Origin of the sequence: Protofrankia sp. BMG5.30, assembly GCF_001983005.1 — a bacterium.
GTDB lineage: Bacteria > Actinomycetota > Actinomycetes > Frankiales > Frankiaceae > Protofrankia > Protofrankia coriariae.
Genome location: NZ_MOME01000069.1, coordinates 1 through 15,172, shown reverse-complemented (window position 1 = coordinate 15,172; position 15,172 = coordinate 1). Strand labels below are relative to the sequence as shown.

Annotated in this window: 14 protein-coding genes and 1 pseudogene; 10 read left to right on the top strand and 5 right to left on the bottom strand. The window is 68.2% G+C overall.

The features are described 5' to 3' along the window. Window positions 1-115: 115 nt before the first annotated feature. Window positions 116-1,054 (bottom strand): annotated as a pseudogene (locus BL254_RS23790) (chloride channel protein); the annotation flags it as partial. A 121-nt stretch (window positions 1,055-1,175) separates the two neighbouring features. On the opposite strand from BL254_RS23790, the gene BL254_RS23785 reads away from it, so the two are divergent. After that, window positions 1,176-1,679 (top strand): MarR family winged helix-turn-helix transcriptional regulator, encoded by a 504-nt coding sequence (locus tag BL254_RS23785; protein WP_047225320.1) that lies wholly within the window; start codon window positions 1,176-1,178, stop codon window positions 1,677-1,679. Between the two features lie 306 nt (window positions 1,680-1,985). Next, window positions 1,986-2,402 (top strand): hypothetical protein, encoded by a 417-nt coding sequence (locus BL254_RS26600; protein ID WP_139342477.1) that lies wholly within the window; start codon window positions 1,986-1,988, stop codon window positions 2,400-2,402. On the opposite strand, the gene BL254_RS28850 is transcribed toward BL254_RS26600, so the two are convergent. Then, the gene (locus BL254_RS28850; RefSeq protein WP_254858479.1) at window positions 2,390-2,734 is read right to left on the bottom strand and encodes a transposase; all 345 of its coding nucleotides are present in this window, start codon (window positions 2,732-2,734) and stop codon (window positions 2,390-2,392) included. The two genes, BL254_RS26600 and BL254_RS28850, sit on opposite strands and share 13 nt — an antisense overlap. A gap of 42 nt (window positions 2,735-2,776) precedes the next feature. On the opposite strand from BL254_RS28850, the gene BL254_RS28845 reads away from it, so the two are divergent. After that, window positions 2,777-2,971, top strand: coding sequence for a hypothetical protein (locus tag BL254_RS28845; protein WP_254858477.1), 195 nt, complete (start codon window positions 2,777-2,779; stop codon window positions 2,969-2,971). Here the strand turns inward: BL254_RS28845 and BL254_RS23775 are convergent. Beyond that, on the bottom strand, window positions 2,940-3,521 hold the full coding sequence (locus BL254_RS23775; protein WP_076845241.1) for a helix-turn-helix domain-containing protein: 582 nt from the start codon (window positions 3,519-3,521) through the stop codon (window positions 2,940-2,942). The genes BL254_RS28845 and BL254_RS23775 overlap by 32 nt on opposite strands. A gap of 822 nt (window positions 3,522-4,343) precedes the next feature. Next, window positions 4,344-4,529: a hypothetical protein gene (locus BL254_RS23770; protein WP_047225201.1), complete on the bottom strand. Its 186-nt coding sequence runs from the start codon at window positions 4,527-4,529 to the stop codon at window positions 4,344-4,346. Window positions 4,530-4,881: 352 nt separating this feature from the next. Between BL254_RS23770 and BL254_RS23765 the strand changes: the two genes are divergently transcribed. The 7 genes from BL254_RS23765 to BL254_RS23735 all read left to right on the top strand — a co-directional run bounded on the left by BL254_RS23765 (window position 4,882) and on the right by BL254_RS23735 (window position 12,491). Further along, the gene (locus BL254_RS23765; RefSeq protein WP_047225200.1) at window positions 4,882-5,262 is read left to right on the top strand and encodes a helix-turn-helix transcriptional regulator; all 381 of its coding nucleotides are present in this window, start codon (window positions 4,882-4,884) and stop codon (window positions 5,260-5,262) included. Then, a complete protein-coding gene (locus BL254_RS23760) occupies window positions 5,259-6,911 on the top strand; it encodes an NRAMP family divalent metal transporter (protein WP_076845240.1) in 1,653 nt (550 codons plus the stop codon). The genes BL254_RS23765 and BL254_RS23760 overlap by 4 nt, the downstream gene beginning before the upstream one ends. A gap of 1,121 nt (window positions 6,912-8,032) precedes the next feature. Continuing rightward, window positions 8,033-8,488 (top strand): tellurite resistance TerB family protein, encoded by a 456-nt coding sequence (locus BL254_RS23755; RefSeq protein ID WP_047225198.1) that lies wholly within the window; start codon window positions 8,033-8,035, stop codon window positions 8,486-8,488. 29 nt (window positions 8,489-8,517) lie between these two features. Next, window positions 8,518-10,137 (top strand): wax ester/triacylglycerol synthase domain-containing protein, encoded by a 1,620-nt coding sequence (locus tag BL254_RS23750; RefSeq protein ID WP_076845239.1) that lies wholly within the window; start codon window positions 8,518-8,520, stop codon window positions 10,135-10,137. A 181-nt stretch (window positions 10,138-10,318) separates the two neighbouring features. Further along, window positions 10,319-10,585: a GlsB/YeaQ/YmgE family stress response membrane protein gene (locus BL254_RS23745; protein ID WP_047225196.1), complete on the top strand. Its 267-nt coding sequence runs from the start codon at window positions 10,319-10,321 to the stop codon at window positions 10,583-10,585. A gap of 438 nt (window positions 10,586-11,023) precedes the next feature. Continuing rightward, a complete protein-coding gene (locus BL254_RS23740) occupies window positions 11,024-11,932 on the top strand; it encodes a TerB family tellurite resistance protein (RefSeq protein WP_076845237.1) in 909 nt (302 codons plus the stop codon). Window positions 11,933-12,071: 139 nt separating this feature from the next. After that, complete coding sequence (locus BL254_RS23735; protein WP_076845235.1) at window positions 12,072-12,491, top strand: NUDIX domain-containing protein; 420 nt, start codon at window positions 12,072-12,074, stop codon at window positions 12,489-12,491. 474 nt (window positions 12,492-12,965) lie between these two features. On the opposite strand, the gene BL254_RS23730 is transcribed toward BL254_RS23735, so the two are convergent. Then, entirely contained in the window at window positions 12,966-14,192 is a 1,227-nt protein-coding gene (locus BL254_RS23730; RefSeq protein WP_076845233.1) for a YibE/F family protein, read from the bottom strand. Between the last annotated feature and the right edge of the window lie 980 nt (window positions 14,193-15,172).

The following is a 15,172-nucleotide window of genomic DNA, read 5'->3' as shown; positions in this document are numbered from 1 at the left end:
CGCCGGCGAGCACCGACAGCACGATCCGGATCTTGTCCTCGGCGGGGAACACCGGGGGCCGACTCATCTGATCTCCTTGGGCTCAGGGCCAACAAACCCCTGTGCCAAGAATTCTGACGCGCGACACGAGGACGGGATAACCGACGCCGTACATCTGCGGCAGAGCAATCAGGACGGCTCCGAGCAACACGCCGCCCACCGCCGGCCGCAGCCACTCCGGGCCTCGCCAGACCCGGTCGCAGCCGTCATCCACGGCGTAGAGCACGCGGGTGAACGCCACCCCGGTGACCCCACCGAGAACGCCGAGCAGTGCGAAGAACGGGTAGTCCGCCGCGCTGCGGACGGCGAACGGTGGCAGCGTCAGAAACGGATTCGAGCCCAGCACCGCCCGCCCGACCACGCTGGCGGTCACGGCGGCCAGGACCACAACCCCGAACGCCTCGGCGGTGAACGACGCGAGGATCACCTCACAGGCGAACATCACGCCGGCGAGCGGTGCGTTGAAGGTCGCCGCGATCCCGCCGGCGGCCCCGCAGGCGACGAGGACGGGCAGCCGTTCGGCGCCGACCCGGGCGACCTGACCGAGCGCCGAACCGAGCGCGGACCCGATCTGCACGATCGGCCCCTCCCGGCCCACCGAGCCACCCGCACCGATGCACAGCGCGGACGCGAGCGACTTGACCGCCGACACCCGCGGCGCGATGCGGCCGTCATGTTCGGCGACGGCGTGCATCACCTCGGGAACGCCGTGCCCGCGGGCTTCCCGGGCGAACCGGTTGATCAGCGGACCGTAGAGCAGGCCACCGGCGACCGGGGCCAGCAGCAGATACCCAAAGCCAAGAGCGGGCACGTGCGGATTGGCCGCATGGCCCGCGACCGAGCAGTCCTCCCGGCCGCAGAACACCTCGGTGAACAGCACGATCAGCCAACGGAAACCGACCGCCGCCAGTCCCACTCCCGCGCCGACCATCATGGCCAATGCGATCAGCCCCGCCCCGCTCCGTGCCGTGCCGTGCCGGTACCAGCCCCGGCCGGCCACCGGGACCTCGCCCATCGGACCGCCGTCTTTCGATCCGCCACCGCACGCATATTTGCATAGTACAAAAGTTGTGCTGAGCATCCGAGTGGCATGCGCTGGTTCACTCGCCGGCTGCCGTGGGCGGTAGAACAGTGCCATGAGCGGCACGCCGGACGCCTCCACCCCACCTGGCGCCCCCGACGACGGCGTGGACGAGCTCACTGACGCCGTCCTCACCGCATCCCGCCTGCTGGTGGCCGTGTCCGCCCGCTCGCTGACCGCCGTCGGCGAGGACGTCACCCTCCCCCAGTTCCGCATGCTCGTCGTCCTAGCCAGCCGCGGACCTCTCCGGGCCGGCGACCTCGCCGACTTCCTCGCCGTCCACCCCTCCACTGCCACCCGCATGGCCGACCGTCTCGTCGCCGCCGGCCTGATCGACCGCCTCGGCAACCCGGACAACCGCCGCGAGGTCAATGTCGCGCTCACCGTGACCGGCAGGCAGCTCGTCGAGGACGTCACCCGCCGCCGCCGAGCCGAGATCACGGCGATCGTCGCGAGGATGGACCCCCGCCTGCGCGGCAGCCTGGTCGCGGCGTTACGCGCCTTCGCGGCCGCGGGCGGGGAACCGGGCGTCGACGCCAACGCGCTGGGCTGGAGCTGACCGGGGCGGGGCCAGCCCCCATCCTCACCGCGGTGTCGAATTCGGCCCTCCCGACCCTCCGCGCCCTTCGGCGCGCCAAGCTCCGACGTCAGGACGTGAACGGGGAGCGGCAGTCACATGAAGAAATCGTAAGGTTCGCCTCGCGTAAACCACTGCAAGGCCGCATACCGGGCCATACGGTGACGGTGTGCGCCGCAGACTCAGAGCCGACGGAGAAGCGTCACGCGGTGGCGGCGAGACGGAAAAGGCTTCCAGCAGCCGCGTGCTCGCGACCTGAACGCCTGCCCACTGAAACGGGGCACCATCATGCCTTTGGACGCAACCGGAAAGATTTCCCTCGATCATGTCTATACCGCACCGAATCCCCGCGAGTACTTTTCGACGCTGGGGCGACTCGACTATCAGATTCCTCAGCTCGCGAAGCCCTACTTCGAGAACCTTCTTCTTCGATACCGGGAAGCCAGCGGCTCCCCGTCACCTACGGTTCTCGACGTCGGATGCTCCTACGGGGTGAACGCCGCGCTGCTCAAGTTCGACCTGTCCCTGGTCGAACTCTACGATCACTACGCGGCTGCAGCCAGTGATYCGCGGGAGCGGAGCGTCCTGCTGGACCGCGATCGGGCGCTCGCCGCTGCGCGGCGCGCTCCCGCCGGCCCTCGCGTCATAGGCCTCGACAACTCGGCGCCAGCCCTCGCCTACTGCAATGTTCCTCAAAGACAGTAGACAAACTGGCGGCGGAGGGTGCGGGTCGGTGCTGCGGGGCGTCCCCAGACCCAGGGGCGGGCGCGCGCGTTGAGCTGGGCGGTGGCCAGGTCGACGGCGCGGGTGATCTCGTCGGTGTCGACGAAGGTCTGTCCGGCGAACGCCGCCCGGCGCAGCAGCCGCCACCAGCCCTCGGCCATGTTCAGCCAGCAGGCCTTCTTCGGGATGAACACCTGCTGGATCCGCCGATGGTGGGCCAGCCACCGGCGGACCTTCCCGCTGGTGTGGGTGGACAGGTTGTCGGTGACCACCCGGATCGGGCCGCGGGGATTGRCCTGGGCGATGCGGGTCAACAGCTGTATCCAGCCGTCGCTGTTACGCGAGGGGGTGCAGCAGTGACCTCCTGGCCGTCGCGGATGCGCAGGCCGCCGAAAACCCAGGTCTTCTCGCTGCCGCGGGAGTACTCCAGGGGTGCTTTGATGCGGTGGCCGTCGGGTGACCAGCCCGGTGTCGGCGGGAACGTGCGCGGGATCACCGGCCCCAGCTCGTCGGCGCAGATCACCGTGGTGTGCGCCGGCGGGTGGGTGTAGAGCTCGACGACCGCCGCCCTTTTGGGGCGAAGTCGGGGTCCTGGCTTGCCGCCCAGGAGCGGGTGTGCCGCCAGTGCACCTTCTCGGCCAGCAGGATGCGGCGTACCTGACTGCGCTGGATCTGGATGCCCTCGGCCCGGGCGGCCTCGGTGAGGGTGTTCAGGGTCCACTGGGGTGGGCCGGTCTCGTCGGCGGCACCCAGCCCGCCGGCGTCATCGCGGACCGGCCGGCCCGGGGGGTTCGCGCGGGCCAGGGCAATGATGCGGCCCCGCTCGCGTTCGGTGATGCGTGGTGGGCGACCGGCCCCGGGCCGGTCGCCCAGCCCGTCGAGGCCCTCGGCGTTGAACCGGGCCAGGCGTTCACGCACGGTCTGCATGTGGCAGCCCAGCCCGGCGGCGATGGTACTGGTGCGTTCACCGTCCCAGCTGGCCACGATCATCTTCGCCCGTATGATCCAGTCGCCGGGAGCGTGCCGCGACCCGGCCAGCTTCCGGATCTTCCGCTCCTCCTCCGTGTCCGCGGGAGGGCGTGCATACAACAACTTCGGCATGACAGATCGCCTCCCCACCAGGATCCCACCGGCACAGACGATCTACAACCGTAATGAGGAACGTTGCACTAGCCTGGCCGTCGGAATGAGGTGAGCGCGTGCGCCGGGTTGCCAGCACATCACTGTCCTGTCCGATGTACTCAAACTCGCCCCCGCCACCATCGAGTTCGRCTCCATCCGAGACCGAAAGAGAGGGAACCGGCCAGCGATCAATTTCCTCAGTTAATCTGGAGCCTTCCATTCCCTAGGTTGGCCCACTCAAGCGTTTAGGTCTATACGGGGAGGCGAAGAATCAACCGGGATAAACCCGACACTAAAAACCTAGCTGAAGGGCCGGGATGATCRCCGACTTAAATTGTTATTCACGCCTCCCTTCTCCGAAATAGACAGCCGAAGCCGCACCAAAGAAAGAGATACCCGGGAATGTTAGCGCAATAGCTAAAGGTCTGTTGCTTGCAAAAATGCGGGCGGTAAAGTTAAGTGAGATACGGGCATATACAAGCGCAGTGGTGTATCGAGATTTCTTTTGACGCAAGACTTCCTCTTTTTTGGATTTGACGAGGGAGTGGACCGATACACCCAGAGCGGCGACCGTCGGAATTAGGAGATAATGCATTTCCTGAGCGTGCCAGATAATCCGACACCTGTCAATATTCGACCGAGTGCAGTCTACCGCACTCGAATGGTCGCCAGTAAGCAAACAGAATCACGGGACCCAGGGCGTGAACGGAGCCGAAGGTGCCGCGGCGGACCGCCTGACGGGGATGATCCGACGCCGCGACCAGCACCGCGCACAGCAGCCCTGGCAGCGAGGGCGCCCCGTCAGCCCTGTCCGCCCGGCGTCATCTGCCCGCCGTGCATCAGATCCACACCACGCGCGGCGAGATCATCCGCTCCAGAGCCACCGGCACCGGCATGGTGATGATGGGCGGGCGAAGTGGACATCGCGAAGGCCACATGCAGACAGAACCGCGCCGCCATCACAAGACGCTGCGCGGTCACGCGCACCCGGCCAGCTCCCATCCCGCCCGCCAGATCACAGGAACCCGACAGTGGTGACCAGGAATGATGGCGGAGGGCGGTCGACACGGGGTGCGCGGCAACCGCACCGGACCGCGCGGCGCGGCGGGGAGGCGACCCGCACYGGAGGCCGCGTCGACGGCGCGGGTCAGGCATCACCTGGCGACCAAGGCACCGCGACGCCCACAGACAGCGGTGTAGAAGCAGGAAAGCCAGGCTCGCCAGGACCATCCATTCAAGGGTGGACGTGCGGTCAAAGTCCCCRCACCGAAACGTCACACGGCATGGACCACCCGGCAGGGMTGTCCAGCCCTCTCATCCACTCGTTTAGGCTGGTGAGGTGTCTCAGCCGGATTCGGGAGCCCGCCCGGCCCGCTCCCGGCTCGTGTTGGATGAGGCCGCGGCGGAGCAGGTCGCCGATGTCATGTTCGCGTTGTCGACCCCGAGCAGGGTGCAGATCCTGGCCTGTCTGACCCAGGGCCGGCGTTCGGTGGGCGAACTGGTGGACGAGCTCGGGTTGGAGCAGTCCTCTGTTTCGCATCAGCTGCGGGTCCTGCGTGAGCATGAGCTCGTCCGGGTGGAGCGGGTGGGGCGCCAGCGGATGTACACGTTGGCGGACACCGAAGTGAACACGCTGCTGGAATGCGCGGTCCGGCGGATCTCGGGGACGGGTGAGACGGGGCACGGACGGGGCAGGTCGTCCGGGCACGCAGTGGGATGACCACCACTCCGGAGGGAGAACGGTCACCGCAGGGCGTCGTCGTCCGCGGGTCCTTCGGTGCGCACGTCGAGCGGCGGTCAGCGTTGGACCGGGCGCACCGGGGAGACATCCAGGGCGCCTGGGGCACCCTCCGGGTGGTCGAAACCGGCCACCCGGTGCCGGCTCGACGGCGGTTGGCGGCGCTCGCCGCGGTGATGGGCCCCGGACTGATCGTCATGGTGAACGACGCGGGTGGTCTGTCGCTGTTCGCCCAGGCCGGGCACGATCACGGTCTCCAGTTGCTGTGGCTGGTGGCCCCGTTGGCGCTGGTGTTGTTCATCAACCAGGAGATGGTCGCCCGGTTGGGCGCGGTCACCGGCGCGGGGCATGCTCGGCTGATCTTCGAACGGTTCGGTCGCCGGTGGGGCTGGTTCGCCGTGGCGGACCTGATGGYGCTGAACGCCCTCACCATCATCACCGAGTTCATCGGTATCGCCCTGGCCTGCGGCTACTTCGGTATCCCGCGCTATGTCTCGGTTCCCGTCGCGGCGGTGGGACTGGTCGCTGTGACAGTGCGGGGAAGCTTCCGCGGCTGGGAACGCGCCATGTTCGCCGCCGTCGCGGGGAGCATGCTCGTGGTCCCGCTCGCGGTCGTCACGCTGCTCCGAACACGGGTGGACTTCCCTGGTCCCGCAGCTGCCGCCRTCACGGCGCCGCTGTCCACGCAGGGAGTTCTTTTCGTGATCGCCCTGGTCGGGACGACGGTGACGCCCTGGCAGCTCTTCTTCCAGCAGTCGAATGTGGTGGACAAGAGGATCACGAGTCGCTGGGTGCGCTATGAGCGTGTGGACACGGCCCTCGGCACGGGGCTGTTCGTGCTGGGGGCGTGCGCGGTTCTCGTGACCTGTTCCCATGTCCTGCATCAGCGTGCCGGCGGCCCGTTCGTCGACGCGGGTCAGGTGGCGTTCGGCCTGTCGTCCGCGCTGGGGGCGTGGGCCGGCGCGCTGTTCGCGCTGGCCCTGCTCAGTGGCTCCGTGGCCGGTGCCGCGGYGGTCTGCCTTTCGACGTCGTACGCGGTCGGAGACGCGACGGGTCTACGGCACTCCCTGCACCGGCCATGGCGGCAGGCACGGACGTTTCACGGCACCTTCGCGGGCCTGATCGTCGTGGCGGCACTGGTCGTGCTCCTGCCTGCCACACCGCTGGGGTTGGTGACCGTGCTGGCAAACGTACTCGCCGGTGTCCTCCTGCCGAGCGCGTCGGTCTTCCTGATCCTGCTGTGYAATGATCGCGCGGTACTCGGGCCCTGGGTCAACCCGCCGTGGCTGAATGTCCTGGCCACCGTCGTGGCCAGCGCTCTCRTCGTCCTGTCCGCGCTCCTCGTGATGACCACGCTCTTTCCCGGCGCGCCGGTCGGCACGATGGCTCTCGCCCTGAGCGTCGTCGCCGCCTGCGCCGTGGCCAGCCTCCCCGGTGCCCGGCGATCCTGGGCTCGGGCAGACACCGCTGCCGGCGTTCAACGGTCGAGCTGGACGATGCCCCCCGTGGAGTCGCTCGACCCGCCGCTTCCGTCACGGGCCCGCGTCCTCTGCCTGACCCTCATGCGCGCCTACCTTCTGCTCGTCGGCGCCGTGATCGTGGCGAAAGCCGCCCAGCTCCTCGGCGCCTGAACGGAGAGTAGCACCCACCAGGCCCATCGTTACATGAAAGATCCTTCATGCTACGATGACGACACAAGCCGGGGAGACTTGGCGTCCGGCGCGGCCAGGGAATGCACCCGCGTCGCCATCACCTGGCTTCTCCGCCCGGGTCGCCATCGGGGATTCCTCGCGGAGCGCCTCGGCGGGCGTAACGGCCCACAGAAGGAGTTCAGCTTGCCTGGTCAGCGTGAGTGGCAGCCCGACAGAGGCCCACGCCGTCGAGCTGCCCGCACTGGGATCATGCGTTGGGGCGGCTCCGGTCAGCAGGACGGACGCAAYGGCCTGCACGGGGATGACACTGTGGATCGGGGCCTTTCGCGCGGATGACGGGCAACGCCACCCTGGCGCTCTGGCGTGCTCTCGCCACCGTCACCTCCTCACCGATCCACACCTGTTCCTTCCGGAGTAGCCGACGCTGTCGGCCATAGTCAGCGCCGTCCCGCCTACCGCGGCGAGCGGGCGTACGCGACCCGGGGCCTCCAGATGAACGCGGTTCCGCGTCGACCTCCCGAGGTCGCCCCATAGCCGAAGGCGGCACCGATCAGGGAAGGCCAGGGCGTGGCAGCCGCAGCCTGCGGGACTCCACGGCAACGATGTCGGACAGTCGACACGACCAGGTGGCCGAGGGGACTACCGACGCGAACATATGAACAATCGCTCATGGTACGGTGACGGCGTTCCACAGCGTGATGTTGCTGCGGGTACCGAGGGTGACCCTGGCCCACGATCGCCAGCCAACGCAGCACGTCGCTCCGCCCGCCTGCGCGGTTCAGGCTGCCGAAAGGAGACCGACAGTGGCGCCGCCTCGCGGGCTCCGCGTCCTTGAAGTCGGTCGACGCCGTCACTCCTGCGACCGGACCGCCGCCATCCACGCGGCGACAGAGGCCGAGCCGACCGCGGATCCGCCGCTCGACACCCAGCCCGCGAGTACCGCCGTCCTGACGGCTGGGGCGGGCGGACAGAGAGATGACCGCGGGCGTTCCCTCCCGACCGGCGTCCCAGGAGTTCCCATGCTACACGGCTGGTGACTGTCCGCGGCTCGCACACAAGTACTCCGCACCCGACGTCGAGAGAAAGGCCAGGGCAGCACGATGCCGATCTGGGACCGCCTGCGCACCTCCACGCAGACGATGCAGGGCCAGCTCACCGCGAAGAAGAACGAGCTCAAAAGCGGTGCCTTCCGAGACGCCAGCATGGCCGTGTGCGCCCTCGTCGCCGCCGCCGACGGGACCATCGACCCTGCCGAACGACAGCGCGTCGCCTCCCTGATCGCGACGAACGAGGTGCTGACCAACTTCGCGCCGGATGACCTGCACCGCCGCTTCGACGGCTACCTCGCCAAGCTCGCGCAGGACTTCGCACTCGGGAAGGTTTCCGTCCTCCAAGAGGTCGGGAAGGTCAAGAAGAAGCCGACCGAGGCCCGCGCCGTCATCCAGATCGGCATTGTCATCGGCGGCGCCGACGGCAACTTCGACAAGACCGAGCAGGCCGTCGTCCGTGAGGCGTGCTTCGCGGTCGGCATCAGCCCCGACGAGTTCGACCTGTAACGACACGTCGCCGAGTCGGCGAGGCACTCATGGTGAACCACGCAGCCGGCACGGCGACGCCTGCCGCGTCCATCCCGCTCGCGGCTTGGCCCGCCGCGCGGGGCCAGCGGCACAGGTCGGCAGTCGCCCGCGGCGGTCCGCTGCTCGGCGCGGTTCTGGTCGTACTCGTCGTGGTCGACCACGCACTCGTCGACCTGGGTGAATGGGTCCTGTCCGGCGCGGTCTGRCCGGCCACAGACCGCGCCCGACCGCGCCGCCAAAACCAGCGCCGTCTCGCTCCCGCGGACGAGTTCTTCCTGCACGTCGAGACACCCACCTATCCCCAGCACGTCGGCGGGGTCGCGGTCATCGACAGCACCAGCGGACCGTCACCGCTCGATCTCGCCCGACTTCGTGGGCACGTCGCGGGCCTCCTGCCCGGACTTACCCGGCTCACCCGGGGCGTCGAACCAGCCGGCCCGTGGCGGCACCACCGCTGGTCCGAACCCAGAGCGGTGGACCTCGACTGGCACGTCCGCGAGACGACGCTGCCAGCGGAAGCCGGCTGGCCCGCGCTGGCCGGCTTCGTCGCGGACCTCGCCTCCCGGCCCCTGGACCAGCACCGTCCGCTCTGGCGGATATGGCTCGTGCACGGTCTCGCGYCCGGCCGATGCGCGGTGGTCGTCGTCGTACACCACGCCGTCGCGGACGGACTCGGCCTAATCGCTCTCCTCCGGAACCTGCTGACCCCACCCGCCGGCCCCGCACCCCCGCAGCGGCCCACTCCGGGCCGGTTCACCAGAACCGCGACCGCGGTGGCCGGACTGGCGTCGCTGGCATCCGACCTCACCGCTGTGAGGTCACGTCCTTTCCCCGCACCGTGCGCCGACGACGAGCCCCTGCGCCGTTTCCAGGCCTATACCTGGCCGCTGCCATCCGTCCGCGCGGCGGCACGCCAGATGAACCTGCGGGTCACCGATCTTCTCCTGGCGGCAGTGGGTGAGGCGGTCCGCGCCTGCCTCGACGCACAGGGACGGCCACCGCAGAACGCGACGCTACGGACAGCCGTGCCCGCAACACTGCGGGCGCCCAGCCCTGCCGGCTACCTCGGACCGCCTGGCAACCTGACCGCGGGACTGCTCGTCAACGTGCCGCTCGGCCGGATGACCACCCGTGAACGCGCCCGGCACGTCGCTGAACAGACCAGCCCGCGCGCCACCGCACGAGCCCTCGCGGGCGCGGCAGTCGTCCGCGCCGCCGGCGCGCTGCCCGCCGCGGCGCACCGCATGACCGCCCGGCAGATGTACCGATCTCCCCGCTTCGACGCGATCGTCACCAACATGCCCGGACCCGCGGAAGCACTGCAACTACTCGACTTCCCTCTGTGTACCGTCCACCCGATCGTCCCCCTCGCCGCAGGCGTCCCGCTGGCTGTCGGCGCCATGGGATGGAACGGCCACTACTGCCTGAGCACCACCATCGACACGACCCGGCTCGACCCCACCACTGTCGGCACCGGCCTCAGCAATGCGTTCCAGGACCTCCTGGACAGATCATCTTCCATCGCCCTTTCCGTGCCTGGCCAACGCCGACATGCGCACCCACCGCACCCTCCCGCCCTCACGTCTGAACAGCGACCCCACCCATCACTGCCAGGCGGAACAGCGTGAGTTCGGCCCTCGCCCTCACCACTGCGCCGCCGGACAGTCGTACGCCCGACGCGGCGCGGCGCCCGAGGGCTGGGCCAACCGAAGCAGAACGCCTCCCTCGCAGCGGGCCTCCGGACCGCCAGGCCAGCATCACCTCATCACGCCCCACGCCCATCTCKCCCCACAGAGCAGAGAGGTCACCATGTTCCAGCTCATCTGGATCGTCATCGCCGGCCTGGTCATCGGCGCGCTGGCACGGCTGGTCCTGCGCGGCAGGCAGAACATCCCGATCTGGCTGACCATCGTCGTCGGGATCGTCGGCGCCCTCGTGGGAAACGTCCTCGCCAGCGCGATCGGTGTCCGCCATACCTCGGGCATCGACTGGATACGCCACTTCCTCCAGATCGGTGCCGCCGCCGCACTGATCGTTGCGCTCACACCCGCCTGGACCGCCTACCAGCGCCGTTGATGATCCCGAGGACGAGCTCAGCAGCCTCGTTCCAGCGGCCACGATCTACCTGCTTCGTGTGCGACCGCGCAGGTGACAGGGCTCACCGCCGCCAGTCGACAAGGCCGGCGGCAGGCGGATCCTTGCCCTCCCATGACGATCATCGAACGAACGACCGGCGTGCGTTCGGTGCGGCTGCCGCCTTCGAGTCACAGGCCTTCGCGGCAGGACAGCTCCAGCGACGCACAGAATCCCGTCAAGTAACCGGAATTCCTAGCACTTGGGCACAGCAGCTTTGCGATCAGCCACGGCGTTTCCGCTAGCCGTTGCCGCGCCTCTGCAACCATTCCAGGATTCGCCCGGATTCTTCCATCAATCGCCAGATTTCATCCACAGGAAGGCTGAATCGCGGACAATGGCCGTGGTACGCGCAGCGTTACGTCGGGAGGATTGACCGACATGGCATCCGTAACGGACCCGCTCAGGGTCGACGTCCGGCTCGTAGCACTGCGAGAGGATCGGATGCTGCTGGTCAGCAGACCTGGTCATCGATGGAACGTGCTACCCGGCGGGCTCGTGACCAGCGGGGAAAGAGTCGAGTCAGCCCTGGCCCGCCACGTCCGTGTCGACTACCGCTCCCTCGTCGAACGCTGTCACTTCGTCGCGGYCGTCGAACACGACGACGCCGAAGCGAGCAGATCGCCCCATTCCGGCAACATGCTGTCCCTGGTCTTCGCGACAGAATGGCCGGCGACCGCCAAGCCCCTGCATGTGGAGGGCGAGCTCGTCGAAGTCCACACCGACGCATTGCTCGCGGTACGGCTGGCGCCACGCCCAGTCGGGTGGGCGGTCCGACGATGGCTGGCGGAGAGCTGGCCGATCTGGCGCGGCCTGCGGTCATCCGCTTCCGCCCCTGGGCTACGCCCATCCGTGACATCATTACGCGCACAGCTGGCCGCGCGACGTGAGCAGCTGCGGAGCCGGCGGTTCCGCGATGCGGCGGTCGCCGTCTCCGCACTGGTCACCGCGGCCGACGGCTACATCGACCCGGCCGAGATCGACGGCTTTGAGGCGTTCGTGGCAACCGACCCCGTGATGTCGTATTTTTCGACCGACGATCTCCGGTCCGCGTTCCAGGCGCTACTGGAGGATCTGATACGAGACTTCGACACAGGGAAACAATCGGCGCTCACCGAGATCGCGAAGGTGCGCGGCAAGAGCGTGCAGGCCGCGGCAGTCGTACGCCTCGGCATCGTGCTGGGCGGCATCGACGGAGAATTCGTGTCCGAGGAACAGGCCGTCGTAGCCGAAGTGGCAAAACATCTCGGTCTCGACCCCGCCGATTTCGGACTGCCAGCCTCGCCCTAAAAACCCAACCGCTCGCATCGAGCGAGCTATCCCAGCACCGACATAAACATCATCTGCGCCCGCAGACCCAGCCAGACCGGAGGACTCCCGTGCAAACCACCGCGGCCGTGTCCGAGCTGCCACCTGACCGGCCGGCGTCGTGATCGAGGTCAGCGCCCGCCTCGTAGCATTCACCGAGGACCGGCTACTGCTCGCGAACCACCGAGGACAGACCTGGTATTTCCTGCCAGGGGGGAACGTCGAACCGGGCGAGTCTGTGGAGACGGCACTTCGCCGGGAGACCAACGAAGAGACCGGACTAYGGGTCCGGGACATCGAGTTCCTCGGCTGCGTCGAGCACCTCTACGACGAAGGCGGCACCTCCTTCCACGAGATCAACCTTCTCTTCGCGGCGCAGGTGCCCTGGGGCACCGACATCGGCAGCCGCGAGGACGGGATCGACATCGTATCGGTCGCCTTCCACGACCTACCCACCCTCGACGTACGCCCCGCCGCGACCACCGTCGTAATAACGGACTGGGTCACCAGCAGACGTCCCAGCTGGAAGCCAGCCCCGTAGACCGATCCGTGCAGGGACTACATCACCGTCGGTCTGACGTTTCTTGTCCACCTCAGCAACGTCGCCACACTCGCGGCTGTCTCCGGTCTTCCGCCCGACCACCTTCGTGTTCCAAGTGATGGTCGAGTACACGATCGCCGCACCGCCGGGTGTTGTCTGCGTGCCCCGTGTGCGGACCCAGAAGACAAGTGACGATCTTTCTCCGGGTCCTCGACCGCTGACCCATCGGGACAGACCACGGAACACGCAAGACGTCGTTCCGGAGGTCAGGCGCACGGGTGACAGGCCGTCCGGCCGGTCCGGGCGGACTTCTTCGTCTCTTCGCTCCGAGTCTGCGGCGGCGTGGGCCAGACCGCATTCCTCGATAATCGGTCACTTCCAACACCGCCGGGATGGTGATGGTCTCGTGCTCCGGGGCCGGTCCGGCAGGGTCGAGCCACGCACCGATTCACCGACGAGCCCGCACGGCAGGCACTAACTGCGCCTGTAGGTGAGAGGTTGAGTGTCGGCACCGCCGTGACCGCCAGGGGCCACATCGGCCGTGTCCGTGTCGGTCAGGGGGAGTTCGGGGCTTGGAGGGTGTCGTCGTGATGCGGCGAGCGCGGCGATGACCGTGGTCAGGGGCACCGAGGCCACCAGGCCGACAGTGCCGGCTGCGGTCCGCACGATCTCGGCGCCGACGAGATCGGTGGCGGCCAGATCGGTGCTACTGCGATCGGCGAGGGTGAACAGAAGCAGGGTCGGGAGAGCGGCACCGGCGTAGGCGAGGACAAGGGTGTAGACGCTGGAGGCGATGTGGTCGCGTCCGACGCGCATCCCGGAGCCGTGCAGGTGCCGCAACGAGGCGTGCGGTGCCGCGTCGGAGACCTCCCAGACCGCGGCAGCCTGGGTGATCGTCATGTCGTTGATCAGACCGAGCGAGCCGATGATGACACTGGCGAGCACGAGCCCCGGAAGACTCAGCTGGCCGGCGAACGCCTTGAGCATCACGTCCTCGTCCGAACCGAGCCCGGTGATGCGCGCGAGGTCGATCGCCAGGGCACCGAAGGCCCCGGCGAGAGCCATGCTGGCGACGGTGCCCAGCAGCGCGGCGGTCGTACGGGCAGACACACCATGGGCGAGGTAAAGCAGGACGACAACCAGGGCGGTGCCTGTCGTCATGGCGACCGCGACGGGAGAATGTCCGTCGAGCAGGGACGGCAGCGTGAACTTGACGATCACGAGGTAGCTGAGGACGAGGCCGACGAGTGCGGCCAGTCCGCRCCAACGGGCGACCGCGACGACCATGGCGGCGGTGAGGAACGCGATCCAGCCGATGGGTGCGGAGCGTTGGAAGTCCGCGACGTAGTAGGTCGCCTGGCCCGCGATGTTGGTGGTGGGGGCGAGCCGGACCTTGTCCCCCGCTTTCAGGATCGGCCCGGTGGGGTCGACGAGAGTATCGAGGTGAAGCCGGGCGCTGGATCCCGACGCATCGTCCAGGACGACGTCGATCTGGTCGCAGGTCCCCTGGGATGCTCCTGCACCGGTCAGGTCGGGGCAGGGACCCCGGCCGGCGCGTTCGACGGTGGCGTCAACGAGCTGACTGGCGCCGCCCACCAGACCACGGAGATCCTCGGGGGTTTCGCGGGCGCCGCCAGACGGCCAGAGCAGGACCACGCCGGCCACGGTGAGGATCAGGAACAGCGCGACCGTCGCCGACATGGCGATCGTGGCTGGCCGCGACGTCTCACCGGTTCCGCCTCCGCCGTGGTGATGTCCATGTCCCATGGGTCCCGAGTGTGACCGTTGAGCATGGCGCCACCGGAGGCCAGGTGCCCTCTGTGTTCCATCGCCGGTGCCACCACGGGAGGAGCGCTCCGTGGACCGGCCGCCGCACAAGCGGACGGTCCACCGGCCCCGATCCTGAGCACCGTTGCAGGTCACGGACCCGGCGTGACCGGACCGGCCGGGCCCCGTTGCCACACAAGGCCCATACCTTGTGGCAACGTCCGTGGACGCAGGCCTCGTGACCTCCCACCCGAAAAGCGGATGGTCAACTCCACCGTTTACGCAGGTCAACCGGGGTGGCAGACAGGCCGCCGTCAAGATCACGCGACGCCGTTGCCACACTCGTTGCCATACAATGATCAAGAAGTGATCGAAAAATCCGGCTATTTCCGCAGGTCAAAACGGTGGGCAGGGGCGGGGTCGAACCGCCGACCTTCCGCTTTTCAGGTGCGGAGCGTGGTCCCGCTGTGGTCCCTGGTCGTCCACTGTGTCTGCTCGGGTGGCCTCGTCCGTCCATGCTCGTCTACCGTCGTTCGCTGCCGTTGCCGTCAGCGTTGCCGTCAGGCTTCCGCCTGAACTGAGCCGAGACGGCGCGTGGATGCCGGCCGCGACCCCTGCCTTGCAAAGTCGGTACAGTCCGTCCGCCGGTGTCCGGAGTCGTCCGCACAGTCGGCATGGCCTGGGCGCCGACTCCGCGTCTGTTCGTCGGCGTCCGCTGATGTCCGCCGGCTGGGCTACACACTTGGCTACAGACCCGACGTGCCAACCTCACAGATCCGTAGCCCTCCCCTCTGTGTCAGTCTCGGGTGAGACATCCGCTGGGTGCGGGTTGGCTACAGAGGGCGTGATCGGAGATCCTCGTGTTCGTGGAGTCAGAGTCCCAGGAGCGTCCTGGCCGGTCCTCACCGCGTGAC

Coding starts and splice junctions, on each gene's coding strand:
- BL254_RS23785 (WP_047225320.1), top strand. CDS start 1,176: ATGAGCGGCACGCCGGACGCCTCCACCCCACCTGGCGCCCCCGACGAC.
- BL254_RS23775 (WP_076845241.1), bottom strand. CDS start 3,521: ATGCCGAAGTTGTTGTATGCACGCCCTCCCGCGGACACGGAGGAGGAG.
- BL254_RS23755 (WP_047225198.1), top strand. CDS start 8,033: ATGCCGATCTGGGACCGCCTGCGCACCTCCACGCAGACGATGCAGGGC.
- BL254_RS23745 (WP_047225196.1), top strand. CDS start 10,319: ATGTTCCAGCTCATCTGGATCGTCATCGCCGGCCTGGTCATCGGCGCG.